The organism is Nocardia sp. NPDC005825 (genome assembly GCF_040630175.1).
Lineage (GTDB): Bacteria > Actinomycetota > Actinomycetes > Mycobacteriales > Mycobacteriaceae > Nocardia.
The window spans coordinates 1-12,643 of record NZ_JBEXXC010000006.1; the positions used below are offsets into that span (position 1 = coordinate 1).

The window sequence follows — 12,643 nt, forward strand, 5'->3', positions numbered from 1 at the left end:
CACGGCCCCGGACCCCCGCTCTCGCTCGGGGAGTAGCCCGCGCGGGCTACTCGTCGCCCTCGACCACCGGCGGGGTCTCGAAGAGGTCGAGGATCCACTCCTCGGTGGCGGATTCGGCATCCTCCTCGTCGGGGCGGATGCGGTTGCTCAGGCGCACGCCCAGACCCAGCAGCTGGGCGGCCTTGACCATCTCGAGGGCCTCTTCGGGACCGGCGTAGTGGGTGGCGATCAGACGGGGCTCGTCTTCGAAGTCCTCTTCGGACAGCACGAGTTCCAGACCTTCATCGGTAGTCGACATGGGTCAGCACAGTACGCCCAGAGTTCGCCGAAGCGGTACCGAAACTCGCTCAGCGAGTGAACAACCAGGCGACGACTACGAGAACAAGCAGTGCGATCAGGGCGAGCTGGACACGGGAGCGCGGCATATCAGGCGGCTTCCTTCCGGATGCGGCGCGGCTGCGCGGTGGTCACGGTGGCCTCGCGGGCGGCGATCCGATCGCGGCCGAGCACGTGCAGCACCAGGCGCAGGATCCGGTCGAGCAGGTAGGCGATGCCCAGGCAGACCGGCACCATGGCGGCCAGCACCACCGCGAACTGGGGAACGAAGGGCAGCCCGGCCACCCACAGTTCCACGCCGTCCCACCATCCTGCGATCGCATGCACGACCCCAGCCTAGGCCGCGAACGTCATGGTGGACGATTCGGGCTGTTCGGAACGATCATTGATGCTATGGAGTCGTACGACGAACCCGAGTCGCTCGAAACCCCGCGAGACCCGCTGGCCACGACGGACCCCTCTCCGTCCGACGCCTACCTGCCGTCGGCGGTGGGCGCCATGCACCACTCCGTGTTCCCGCCCATCGACGACTACGCCTTCCTGTCCGACTGCGAGACCAACTGCCTCATCGCCCGCAACGGCGCGGTGGAGTGGATGTGCGTGCCGCGCCCGGACTCCCCCAGCGTCTTCGGGGCCATGCTGGACCGCAGCGCCGGGCATTTCCGGATCGGCCCCTACGGCCGCAATGTGCCCGCCGCGCGCCGCTATCTGCCCGGCGGCCTGATCGTCGAGACCACCTGGCAGACCGAGACCGGCTGGCTCATCGTGCGCGACGCGCTGGTGCTGGGGCCGTGGCACAACAATCGGTCCCGCAGCCGCAGCCACCGCCGCACCCCCATGGACTGGGACGCCGAGCACATGCTGCTGCGCACCGTGAAATGCGTGAACGGCGTGGTGGAGCTGGAGATGAGCTGCGAGCCCGCCTTCGACTACCATCGCGGCCCGGCCAATTGGGCCTACAGCGGCACGGTCTACGAGCAGGCGCAGGCCACCTGCGAGATCGAGGGCGCGCCCGGCCTCACCCTCACCACCGATCTGCGCCTGGGCCTGGAGGGCCGGGAGGCGCGCGCCCGCACCCGGATGAAGGAGGGCGACCAGGTCTACGTGGCGCTGTCCTGGTCGGATCTGCCGCCGCCGCAGAACTTCGCCGAGGCGGCGGAGAAGATGTGGCAGACCACCGAATGCTGGCGGCAGTGGATCACGTTGGGCCGCTTCCCCGATCACCCGTGGCGCGGCTACCTGCAGCGCAGCGCGCTGACCCTGAAGGGCCTCACCTACGCGCCCACCGGCGCGCTGCTGGCGGCGGCCACCACCTCGCTGCCGGAAACCCCGGGCGGGGAACGCAATTGGGACTACCGCTACACCTGGGTGCGCGACTCCACCTTCGCGCTGTGGGGCCTCTACACCATGGGCCTGGACCGCGAGGCCGACGACTTCTTCGCCTTCCTGCACGACGTCGCCACCGACGACAACGGGAAACCGGTGTCGCTGCAGGTGCTCTACGGCATCGGCGGGGAACGCCGGATCACCGAATCCGAACTCCCCCACCTGTCCGGCTACGACGGCGCGCGCCCGGTGCGCATCGGCAACGGCGCCTACAACCAGGAACAGCACGACATCTGGGGCACCATCCTGGATTCGGTGTACCTGCACGTGAAGTCACGCCAGCAGGTGCCGGAAACGTTGTGGCCCATGCTCGAACGGCAGGTGCAGGCCGCCATCGAGAGCTGGCGCGATCCGGACCGCGGCATCTGGGAGGTGCGGGGCGAACCGCAGCACTTCACCTCCTCCAAGATCATGTGCTGGGTGGCGCTGGACCGCGGCGCGAAACTGGCCGAGCTGCACGGGGAGATGGACTACGCCAAGAAGTGGCACGACATCGCCGAGGAGATCCGCGCCGACATCCTCGACAACGGCGTCAACGCCCAGGGCGTGTTCACCCAGAGCTACGGCAGCGACACCCTCGACGCCTCGCTGCTGCTGGTGGTGCTGGTCCGCTTCCTGCCGGCCGACGACCCCCGGGTGCGGGCCACCGTGCTCGCCATCGCCGACGACCTCACCGAGAACGGCCTGGTGCTGCGCTACCGCACCGAGACCACCGACGACGGGCTGGCCGGCGAGGAGGGCTCGTTCACCATCTGCTCGTTCTGGCTGGTATCGGCGCTGGTGGAAATCGGTGAGCTGCAACGGGCCCGGCAGCTGTGCGAGCGGCTGCTCGGCTACGCCAGCCCGCTCAAGCTGTACGCCGAGGAGATCGACTCGCGCACCGGGCGGCATCTGGGGAACTTCCCGCAGGCGTTCACCCACCTGGCGCTGATCAACGCCGTCATGCACGTGATCCGGGCCGAGGAGTCCCGGCACACCGGCCAGTTCCACCCGGCGCACCCGGGACGCTGAGAACGCTGCCACGACAACGAAATCGGCCGCTCTCGCGGCCGATTTCGCTCAGTACGAAGACCTTTCGCCGATCCCGTCGGCGGTCTCGCGAATGTCGCGCAGCCGCACCAGCGATCGCTCGATCTCGGTGAGCCGGGCCTCCCGGCCCGCGCCGGATCCCACCGTGGCGGCTTCCTCGGCGGCGCGCAGCGAGGCGTCCACCGAGCGCAGGGTCGAGGTGGCGATCTCGGTGAAATGGTCGCGCAGACTGCGCTGCACCGCGCGCAGCCGGTAACGGGACTCCTTGCTCACCTGGAAGATCACATCGTCCATGAGCCGGGCGACCGCCACCTTGGCCTCGGCCTGGCGGCGGGCGCGGCGGGCCTTGCGGTCGTCCCACAGGGCATTGATGCCCAGCAGGATGGCCGCGCCGCCGGAGTACCAGTTCACCAGCGACATGTGCAGCAGGCTGGTGATCAGACCGACCATGAGCAGGCCGCCGTAGGAGCCGCGCAACGCGGTCAGCACCTGGGCGGTGATGCCGAGTTTGGCGCTGTCCAGCTTGTCCAGCGCCGCAACGTGTTCCAGCACCGCGCCGACGTCGCCGGGGTTGTCCAGCTTGAGATCCGGGGTGGGGATGCCGCTCTCGGGGAACTTGGCGGCCACCTGCTCGGCCAGCTCCACCGAGCGGTAGTGGGCGATGACGAAGTTCTCCTCGACCGCCTCGCAGATCTTGGCGTCGAGATCCGCGCCGAAGTCGTTCCAGCCCCGGACCGGATCGCCCTTCATGATGTCGGCGTCGGCGTCGCGGATCAGGCTGCGCAGCCGGTGCCGCAGATCGTGTTCGGTGTCGGCCATCAGCTCGCCCGCGCCGTCGGCCAGGGTGACCTGCCAGTTGGCGGTGCGCTGGCGGAGCTGCTCGGCCTCCTCGCGGGTGCGGCGCAGCTGCTCGGTGATCACGGTCAGGCGGCGCGGGTCGCGCAGCGTCTCGGCCTCGCTGCGCAGCGCCAGCGACAGGTGGTCGGTGATGAGCCCGATATCGCGGACCGCGGCCGCCACGGCGACGGCGTCCGCGCGGCCCAGCACATGGGCGCGCAGATGGTCGAGCAGTTGCGGCACACCGGATTCCAGATCCAGCCGCTGGTCGCCGTTGGCGGTGGCGTGCGCGTGCAGCCGCGCCGAGGCGGGGGCGACCGCGAAGGCCAGCCCGGCGTCGTCGAGCAGCTGCCGGTCGTGCTGCTGCACCTGCGGCCACTGCGGATACTGGTCGATCTTGTTGAGCACGCAGACGACCGTCGGGCACACCTGCTGGATGCGCTCCAACTGCTCGATCTGCGCCGGAGTGAACGGGGCGCGCGCGTCGGCCACGTACAGCACCGCGTCGGCGGCCGCGATCAGCGACCAGGTGGCCGGGGAGTCCTCGGGCGAGCCGGGCGCGTCCAGCACCACGAAGCCCTCCGCGAGCAGCGGGCTCGGCTGGGTGAACTCGGCCCGGATGACCTCGCCCGACCCCAACTCGGCCAGCGCCGACTGCGGATCGACGGCGGTGCGCCGGGCGGCGCCGCCCGCACCCGCCGTCACCAGCGTGGCCGCGGCCTGCGGGCCGTACTCGGCGATCACCGGGACACTGGCCTGCCCGTCGGTGGCGCTCACCGCGGCCCCGACCAGACTGTTCACCAACGTGCTCATCCCGGACCGGGATTCGCCCACCACGACCAGCCGCACCCGCGGATCGGTCAGGCGGGCACGGGCGATGCCCAGCCGTCCGGTCAGATCGAGCCGGCCGGAGGCATGGGTGAGTTCGAGCAGCCGGTCGAGCAGCTCGACCAGCGGACCCAGCACATCGGGATTCTTCACCGCTACCTGATGACCCGGTGCGCTCACAGCAGCAGCATGTGATCGCCCGGACCCTGCGCCGAGAGGTCCGCGTACCCGGTGTCGCCGAGACCGGAGAACAGACCGGCGTCGTGCACCAGCAGACCCCCGTCGTGCACGGCCAGCACCGAATCATGCACGCCGAGCGGCGCGTCCTGAACCGGCAGGACCGAATCATGCACCGGGAGCACGGCGGAGACCGGCTGCGCGTGCACGACCGGCGTGTACTGGTCCGCGATCGGCTTCACCTGGGTCGGCGGGTCGATGTGCGGCGCGGTGGTGATCGGCGACGGCATCGTCGGCGCGGGCGCGACGGTCGGCACGGGGGCGACCGAAACACTGGGCTGCCCACCGTGATCCGGGACCGACGGCTGGGTCGGCACGGACGGCGCGGTCGGGCGCGGCGCGACGGTCACGGTCGGCTGATGCGGGGTCGGGTCGTCGGGCACGGTGACCGTCGGCACGGTGGGACGGGTCCCGGTGGTGTCGTCGGACGGCGAGTGCGGCTTGGTGGGGAGGTCGGTGTCGCCGGTGTTCACCGGCGGGGTCACCGGCTTGATGGTCGACGGCGTGTCCAGGCCCTTGGTCAGGTCGTCCAGGCCCGGGATCTTGGTCGGGATCGGCGGCACGGTGAGCGTGGGGCCGTGGTCGACCTTGGTCGGCGGGGTGGCGTGCGGCGCGGTCGGGGCCGGGGTGGCCGCGGGGACCGGCTTGGTCGCCAGGGTGGTCGGCTGGTGACCGGGCGCCGACGAGTCGCCACTGGCCAGAGTCGGCGTGCGGCCGTGGTCGAACAGGGCGGGCGCGACGGCCGCGGGCGCGGTCAGCGGCGACGGACCGCCGTGCGTGGACAGCAGATTCGCGATCGGCTGGTTGGCGACGTCGGGCTGGATGGTGGTCTGCAACGGCGTCACCGCGACCGGCTGCACCGTCACCGGCGCGACCGAGACGGGCGCGGCCGGCGAGGCGGCGACCGGCGGCACCGGGGCGGGCGCGGGCGGCATCGGCTGCACGGCCGGGGCGGGCGCGATCGTGGTGAGCGCGATCGGATTCGACGGCGCGGGGGCCACCGGCGCGGCGGGCGTCAGGCCCGGCGCGGGAGCCGTCGCGGCGGGCGCGGCCGGGGCCGCCAGCGGCGCACCGGCCGGCGAAGCCGAGCCCGGCACACCCGAGCCGGGGGCGCCGGCGGACGACGGCTCCGAGACACCGTGTGCCGGAACACCGTTCACGCCGGCGGCGGTCGTGGCGCCGGACTTGTCGGCGGGCTGCGCGGACTGCGGGGTGGACGCACCCGGGGTGGCGGGCGCGCCGTTGTTGGGCAAGGTGGTGTTCGCCGGAACGTGCGAAATCCCCTGTCCCAGTTGCTGGTTGTAGGCGTCGAGCTGGTTGCCGACCGCACCGACACCCAGGTCGGCCTTCAGGTTGGAGTGGAACCACACGCCGTCGAGGCCGATGTGGGCGTCGAAGGCCCAGTCGGTGCCCAGGAAGACGCCGCCGCCCTGACCGGCGCCCGCGCCGATGCCGTCGAACGCGCCGGAGTGGTCGGCCAGGCCGGGCTGGTGGTCGGGCACCATTCCGGTCGCGCCCATGCCGGGCAGGTGCATGCCGTCGGAGCCGGGCAGCCCGAATCCGGGCAGTCCGGACGGGAAGCCGGGCAGGCCCGGCAGGTGCGGCTGCTCGAGCGAAGGCAGTTGCGGATTCTCTTGCGCCGGTTGCGATTCCGTCGGCTGGTCGCTCTCCATGGGCAGACCCCAGCCCGGGCGCGGCCCGTAGGTCGGGAAAGCCGTCATGGACGCGCCGGTGTCGGTGTCGGGCAGACCCATGCCGTGGAAGCCGGCGTGCGAGGGCTCATTGGCCGGGATGGCGTCCAGCGAGGGGATCAGTCCGGCGTCGGTGCCGTGGAATTCACCGAGCGGCCCGAAGACGCCGTTGACGGGCGCGACCACGGGACCGTGGTGCTGCGGCATCGAGTCGGCGGTCAGGTCCGGGAAGGTGATGGTCGGGCTGGGCACGTTCGGCTGCGGGTCCTCGGCCTGCGACCAGCCGACGTTCTTGCTGTCGTGGTTGATCGCGGGCGATCCGCCCCGGCTGCCGCCGGCCGCGATGAGCGCGCCGCCGGTCACGTACGCACCGCCCCGAGCCACGCGCGCGACACCGTTGGCAATGCGGTAGGCGGCGTCACCGTCGTTCTCATCGGCGCCGGAAGCATCGTCGAAGGGCAGATCACGTGTCATGCTGGCTCCGCTCTCAGGGCTCCGGCGGCGCTGTACGCGGACCACCGGACCAAACTCGTTTCACACCCTATTTCCGGATAACCGGTCTGTCACATCCACCAGGTAGGGGATGGTGCGCTCAACGGTGTGCCACACAGCTTGTCACCCCGCTTATCCGGACGGAAGCCCCATTTTGGACCTGCATACCGAACCTTGCGCCTAACCGGCCGACCCCGTTTCACACCCTATCCCCCAACCCCCGCCAGTCGTGGCAATCCGCTCCACATAATGCTGTGCCCCGCCCGCGAAAGGCACGGGCCCGACCGTCAACCCACCCCATTCAGCACTGTGCCCCGCTCCCACAGGGAGCGGGGCACAGGAGCCCGGAGAGTCGCCTCTCCTACTTCTTCTTGTTGTCCGAGGCCGAGTCGGTCGACAGCGCCGCCACGAAGGCTTCCTGCGGCACCTCCACGCGACCGATGGTCTTCATGCGCTTCTTGCCTTCCTTCTGCTTCTCGAGCAGCTTGCGCTTACGGCTGATGTCACCGCCGTAGCACTTGGCGAGCACGTCCTTGCGGATCGCCCGGATGTTCTCGCGCGCAATGATCTTCGAGCCGATGGCCGCCTGGATCGGCACCTCGAACTGCTGACGCGGGATGAGCTCGCGCAGCTTGGTGGTCATCTTGTGCCCGTACGCCTGCGCGGCGTCGCGGTGCAGGATGGCCGAGAACGCGTCCACGGCCTCACCCTGCAGCAGGATGTCCACCTTGACCAGGTCGGACTGCTGTTCGCCGACCTCCTCGTAGTCGAGTGAGGCGTAGCCGCGGGTGCGCGACTTCAGCGAGTCGAAGAAGTCGAAGATGATCTCCGCCATGGGCAGCGTGTAGCGCAGTTCCACGCGGGTCTCGGACAGGTAGTCCATGCCGAGCAGTTCGCCGCGCCGCGCCTGGCACAGTTCCATGATGGTGCCGATGAACTCGCTGGGCGCGATCACGGTGCACTTGGTCATCGGCTCGTGGGTCTCGCGCAGCTTGCCCTCGGGCCAGACCGACGGGTTGGTGACGATCTGTTCGGAGCCGTCCTCCATGACCACGCGGTAGATGACGTTGGGCGCGGTGGAGATCAGGTCGAGCCCGAACTCGCGCTCGAGCCGCTCGCGGGTGATCTCCATGTGCAGCAGACCGAGGAAGCCGCAGCGGAAACCGAAGCCCAGCGCCACCGAGGTTTCCGGCGAGTAGGTGAGCGCGGCATCATTGAGCTGCAGTTTGTCGAGTGCGTCGCGCAGGACCGGGTAGTCGGAGCCGTCGACCGGGTACAGGCCGGAATACACCATCGGCCGCGGTTCCTGATATCCGGCCAGCGCCTCGGTCGCACCGTCGCGGGCGGTGGTGACGGTGTCACCGACCTTCGACTGCCGCACGTCCTTCACACCGGTGATCAGGTAGCCGACCTCGCCGACGCCCAGTCCCTGCGTGGGCTTGGGTTCCGGTGAGACGATGCCGATCTCGAGCAGTTCGTGCTGCGCGCCGGTGGACATCATCTTGATCTTCTGACGCGGGGTCAGCTTGCCATCGACCACACGCACATAGGTGACGACGCCACGGTAGGTGTCGTAGACCGAGTCGAAGATGAGAGCGCGGGCGGGCGCGTCCGGGTCGCCGACCGGTGCGGGGATCTCCGCGATCACCTTGTTCAGCAGTTCCGCCACGCCGACGCCGGTCTTGCCGGAGACCCGCAGCACGTCGTTGGGATCGCAACCCACGATGTGGGCGATCTCGGCGGCATAGCGGTCGGGGTCCGCGGCCGGAAGGTCGATCTTGTTCAGGACCGGAATGATGGTCAGGTCCTTCTCGAGCGCCAGGTACAGGTTGGCCAGCGTCTGCGCCTCGATGCCCTGTGCCGCGTCGACCAGCAGTACCGCGCCTTCACAGGCTTCCAGCGCACGTGACACCTCGTAGGTGAAGTCGACGTGGCCGGGGGTATCGATCAGGTGGATGACGTAGTCCTCGCCGTCGACCTTCCACGGCAGCCGCACGTTCTGCGCCTTGATCGTGATGCCGCGTTCGCGCTCGATATCCATGCGGTCCAGGTACTGGGCGCGCATGGCGCGCTCCTCGACCACACCGGTGAGTTGCAGCATCCGGTCGGCCAGGGTCGATTTCCCGTGGTCGATGTGCGCGATGATGCAGAAGTTCCTGATCCGGCTGGGATCGGTGAACGTCTTGTCGGCGAAGCTGCTAATCGGAGTCACTCCTCGGCATGGCGAAACAGCGGCATGTCAACCGGCAAGTCTACGGGGTTGGACCCGATGACCTCGCCCCGGTCTTCCCCGGACGTGAACGACCCGTCGCCGCAGGCGAATCCACTACGGATGAGAATCGGGGTGTCCGCCGTTAGGCTGCGGTGTCATGGCCGGCAGGTGGAACGCTCTGGGGAAGCAGTTGGGGATCGTGGCTAAGGAGCAGGGCACCCAGCTCGTCACGCAGCAGGCGCCGAAGTTGATCGGACGGGTGCGGCAGTCGACGGTCTGGGACCGTGCGTTGAAGGCGGTGGGGACGCCGCGCAAGGGTCCGGGGGTGAACGTGCGGCCGACCTCCTCGGCGGGGGTGCCGTCGCACGAACGCGCGCGGATGATCGTCTACAGCCCGCAACTGGACGGGCGCGCCGATCCGGGGGAGATCGTGTGGACCTGGGTGCCCTACGAGGAGGACCCGGACAACGGCAAGGACCGGCCGGTGCTGGTGGTGGGCCGCGAGGGCGGCACGCTGCTCGGGCTCATGCTGTCCTCCAATGCCGATCACGCGCACCACGACAACTGGGTCGGCATCGGCAACGGGCCATGGGATCACGAGGGCCGTGACAGCTGGGTGCGACTCGACCGGGTGCTCGATGTCCCCGAGATGGGCATTCGCCGGGAGGGCGCGATCGTGCCGCGCAAGACCTTCGACCAGGTCGCGCACCGGCTGTGCGCCGAATACCACTGGCACTAGCGCCTTCCCGGGAAACGACCGACCCCCGCTCCGGCACGGAACGGGGGTCGGGACACAGACTCCGCCGTGGTCGGCGGACCAGACTGCTCAGCTGGCCATATTGCGGGAGCGACCGAACATGAATCCGTACACCAGCGCGCCGAGCACACCGCCGACCAGCGGGAACACAATGAACACCCAGAGCTGGGCGGGCGCGCCATCCTGATAGAAGGCGACGGCCAGACTGCGAGCCGGGTTCACCGAGGTGTTGTCCACCGGAATCGAGATCAGGTGAATGACGGCCAGGGTGAAGCCGATCGACAGGCCCGCCAGCGGAACGTCGGACAGCTGATCGGTGGAGGCCAGCACCACGAAGACCAGCAGCGCGGTCAGCAGCACCTCGACCGTGATGGCCGCCGCCAGGCCGTAACCGTTGATGGTGACCTCACCGAGGGTCAACTTGGACGGGCTGTGCGCGCCCCAGCCGTTCGCTCCCAGGCCGTCCTTGGCGCGATCGTAGGCGGGCAGGTTCTTGGCGATGGCGTAGATGACCGCGCCCGCCACCAGACCGCCGATGATCTGCGCGACCCAGTAGGCCGCAGCGAACGCGATGTTCACCCGCCCCAGCAGCAGCTGGCCGACCGTGACCGCGGGATTCACATGACAGCCCGAGATCGGGCCGATCGAGTACACCAGGAACAGCAGGGTCAGGCCGAATGCCAGCGCCACCCCGAGCGGACCGACGCGGCTGCCCGCCAGCACCGCGGTGCCGACGCCACCCAGGACCAGCACGAATGTGCCGAAGGCTTCGGCGAATACCTTTTGTCCCAGGCCGTGTGGTGCCCGATCGGTGAGATCCTCGGCGACTTCCTGAGCTGTGGGGGACATCGGCTACCTTCCGCTTGCATGGACAACGCACCGGTGTAGAGCGCGCGGCGCGAGCCGGAACCCTCAGGCCAGGCGGGTTATTTCCACCACCACGTCGAGATCGGTCGAGCCGCTTCCGCTGAAGATACCTTTCAGGGGCGGCACATCCGCGTAATCACGACCGACGCCGACTGATACGTGTTGCTCCGTGACCGCGATGTTGTTGGTCGGGTCGTAGCCCCACCACTGCCCGGTCCAGGCCTCCACCCAGGCGTGCATCTGACCCGCCACGGTGTGCCCCACCTCGGCGGCGGGATCGGGGTGCAGATAGCCGGAGACGTACCGGCTGGGAATCCCCATGCCGCGCAACAGCAGCAGCGTGAGGTGCGCGTAATCCTGGCACACGCCTTGCCGTTCGGCGTACGCCTGCACCGCGGAGGTGTGCACCGAGGTGGTCCCGGCCAGGTAGTTCATCTCCCGGTTGACCCATTCGGCCGCGCGGACAACCGCTTTGGCGGGCGGCACGCCGCGGGCCAGCTGCCGCGACACCGAGGCCAGCCGCCGCGCCCGGGGCACGAACTCGGTCGGTTCGAGCAGTTCGTCGAAGCGGTCGCCGATGGCGTCGTCGCGCAGCTCCTCCCACGACAGCTCCTCCGGCGGGCCCGCGAACGGCTCCGTCTCGACCACCGACGCGCTCGTCACCTCCAGCTCGGTGTGCGGAGCGTGCAGATCGAAGGCGGTGACAGCGGTCCCCCAGTAGTCGGTGTACCGGTAGGACCGGGTGGAGGGCACGGTGTCGACGCGATTGAGGATCACGTTCTGCCGGCTGTCGGCGCGCGGCGTGAGCCGGGCCTCGTTGAACGACCGGGTGACCGGCGCGTCGTAGACGTATCCGGTGGTGTGCACCACCCGCATGCGCCAGCTCATGCTGTTTCCTCCTCGGCGCGAACGGGGCCCCGCGTGGTTACGCCGCGCTCCCGCCTCCGGGCCTGACCGTTCACGCCGGCTCCTCCATCCGCTCGGCATTGCGGCCGTGCAATCCCGTCCACGCCACCCAGGACTCGGCGTGGAAGTACTGCAGCGCCACGGCCTCCCCGACCTCGCGGCAGGTCTGCTGCAACCACAGCAGCCGGCTGGGCAGGTCCTCCAGCAGCACCGTCGAGGGCAGGAACTCCAGCTCGCTGCGCGCCCGCCCGAGCAGGCGGTGCGCTTCGTGGCGGGCCGCGAAGCGGCTGTTGGGCCGTTGGTCCAGTTCCTGCAGGCAGGCCTCGGCCACCCGCAGCGAATGGAACACCGACCGCGGGAACAGGCGGTCCAGCAGGATGAATTCCGCGATCTGATTGGCGTCGAGCACACCGCGGTGGGTGCGCAGGTACGGGTCGTGGGCCCCGGCCGAACGCAGCACCGTCACCCAGGCCGGGGACGAGGTGCGGTCCCCGGCGCGCGAATGCAGCAGGCGCACCGTCATGTCCACGCGTTCGATGGACCGGCCCAGCAGCAGGAAGCGGTAGCCGTCGTCGCGGCTGAGGGTGGAATCGGAGAGTCCGACGAACATGGCGGCGCGGTCGGTGATGTAGTGGCAGAACTCGTGCGGCCCCAGCGCCCGCGCCGCCCGTTCGGCCGCGGCCAGGCCGTTGAAGGTGGCATTGAGGCATTCCCACATTTCGGTGGAGGTGACTTCCCGTGCGCCCCGGGCATTCTCGCGGGCCCGGCTGATGGAATCGACGATCGAGCCGCCGTCGCGGCCGAAAGCCACCAACTCCGTCACCGACCAGACATCCAATTCCTGTTCCGCCTCGGGGGGCTCGATGCCGAGTACGCGCAGCAGGACTCGCGAAGTCCGATCCGGATCGACGGTCGCCTCTTCCAGCAATTGGTGGACCGCGACATCCAGAATGCGCGCCGTGTATTCGGCACGCTCGACATATCGGCCGATCCAGAACAAGGATTCGGCATTGCGCGCCAACATGATCCGACCACCTAACGCTGTAACCACCTGCCGAGCGCCAT

10 protein-coding genes are annotated in these 12,643 nt (G+C 69.4%); 2 read left to right on the top strand and 8 right to left on the bottom strand.

Annotation, left to right across the window (positions count from 1 at the left end; translation table 11 throughout):
* Positions 1-46 precede the first annotated feature (46 nt).
* Positions 47-298: a hypothetical protein gene (locus ABZ382_RS17825; RefSeq protein ID WP_357089981.1), complete on the bottom strand. Its 252-nt coding sequence runs from the start codon at positions 296-298 to the stop codon at positions 47-49.
* 128 nt (positions 299-426) lie between these two features.
* Positions 427-663: a hypothetical protein gene (locus ABZ382_RS17830; protein WP_357089983.1), complete on the bottom strand. Its 237-nt coding sequence runs from the start codon at positions 661-663 to the stop codon at positions 427-429.
* Between the two features lie 171 nt (positions 664-834).
* Between ABZ382_RS17830 and ABZ382_RS17835 the strand changes: the two genes are divergently transcribed.
* The gene (locus tag ABZ382_RS17835; RefSeq protein WP_357090715.1) at positions 835-2,733 is read left to right on the top strand and encodes a glycoside hydrolase family 15 protein; all 1,899 of its coding nucleotides are present in this window, start codon (positions 835-837) and stop codon (positions 2,731-2,733) included.
* Between the two features lie 48 nt (positions 2,734-2,781).
* Here ABZ382_RS17835 and ABZ382_RS17840 read toward each other — a convergent pair whose 3' ends face one another.
* The 3 genes from ABZ382_RS17840 to lepA form a co-directional block, all read right to left on the bottom strand.
* Entirely contained in the window at positions 2,782-4,596 is a 1,815-nt protein-coding gene (locus ABZ382_RS17840) for a hypothetical protein (protein ID WP_357089986.1), read from the bottom strand.
* Positions 4,593-6,818, bottom strand: coding sequence for a hypothetical protein (locus tag ABZ382_RS17845; protein ID WP_357089989.1), 2,226 nt, complete (start codon positions 6,816-6,818; stop codon positions 4,593-4,595). The genes ABZ382_RS17840 and ABZ382_RS17845 overlap by 4 nt, the downstream gene beginning before the upstream one ends.
* A gap of 379 nt (positions 6,819-7,197) precedes the next feature.
* The gene (gene lepA, locus ABZ382_RS17850; RefSeq protein WP_357089992.1) at positions 7,198-9,048 is read right to left on the bottom strand and encodes a translation elongation factor 4; all 1,851 of its coding nucleotides are present in this window, start codon (positions 9,046-9,048) and stop codon (positions 7,198-7,200) included.
* 157 nt (positions 9,049-9,205) lie between these two features.
* On the opposite strand from lepA, the gene ABZ382_RS17855 reads away from it, so the two are divergent.
* Positions 9,206-9,787 carry a type II toxin-antitoxin system PemK/MazF family toxin gene (locus tag ABZ382_RS17855; RefSeq protein ID WP_357089995.1) on the top strand — a complete coding sequence of 194 codons (582 nt, stop codon included), beginning with the start codon at positions 9,206-9,208 and terminating at the stop codon, positions 9,785-9,787.
* A gap of 87 nt (positions 9,788-9,874) precedes the next feature.
* On the opposite strand, the gene ABZ382_RS17860 is transcribed toward ABZ382_RS17855, so the two are convergent.
* The 3 genes from ABZ382_RS17860 to ABZ382_RS17870 all read right to left on the bottom strand — a co-directional run bounded on the left by ABZ382_RS17860 (position 9,875) and on the right by ABZ382_RS17870 (position 12,602).
* On the bottom strand, positions 9,875-10,654 hold the full coding sequence (locus tag ABZ382_RS17860) for an aquaporin (RefSeq protein WP_357089998.1): 780 nt from the start codon (positions 10,652-10,654) through the stop codon (positions 9,875-9,877).
* Positions 10,655-10,717: 63 nt separating this feature from the next.
* A complete protein-coding gene (locus ABZ382_RS17865) occupies positions 10,718-11,560 on the bottom strand; it encodes a transglutaminase family protein (protein WP_357090001.1) in 843 nt (280 codons plus the stop codon).
* Between the two features lie 70 nt (positions 11,561-11,630).
* Complete coding sequence (locus ABZ382_RS17870) at positions 11,631-12,602, bottom strand: alpha-E domain-containing protein (RefSeq protein WP_357090004.1); 972 nt, start codon at positions 12,600-12,602, stop codon at positions 11,631-11,633.
* Positions 12,603-12,643 lie beyond the last annotated feature (41 nt).

Excerpts from the sequence above, each read along its gene's own strand:
- ABZ382_RS17835 (WP_357090715.1), top strand. The coding sequence starts at position 835 with ATGCACCACTCCGTGTTCCCGCCCATCGACGACTACGCCTTCCTGTCC.
- ABZ382_RS17855 (WP_357089995.1), top strand. The coding sequence starts at position 9,206 with ATGGCCGGCAGGTGGAACGCTCTGGGGAAGCAGTTGGGGATCGTGGCT.
- ABZ382_RS17870 (WP_357090004.1), bottom strand. The coding sequence starts at position 12,602 with ATGTTGGCGCGCAATGCCGAATCCTTGTTCTGGATCGGCCGATATGTC.
- ABZ382_RS17845 (WP_357089989.1), bottom strand. The coding sequence starts at position 6,818 with ATGACACGTGATCTGCCCTTCGACGATGCTTCCGGCGCCGATGAGAAC.
- ABZ382_RS17825 (WP_357089981.1), bottom strand. The coding sequence starts at position 298 with ATGTCGACTACCGATGAAGGTCTGGAACTCGTGCTGTCCGAAGAGGAC.
- ABZ382_RS17865 (WP_357090001.1), bottom strand. The coding sequence starts at position 11,560 with ATGAGCTGGCGCATGCGGGTGGTGCACACCACCGGATACGTCTACGAC.
- ABZ382_RS17860 (WP_357089998.1), bottom strand. The coding sequence starts at position 10,654 with ATGTCCCCCACAGCTCAGGAAGTCGCCGAGGATCTCACCGATCGGGCA.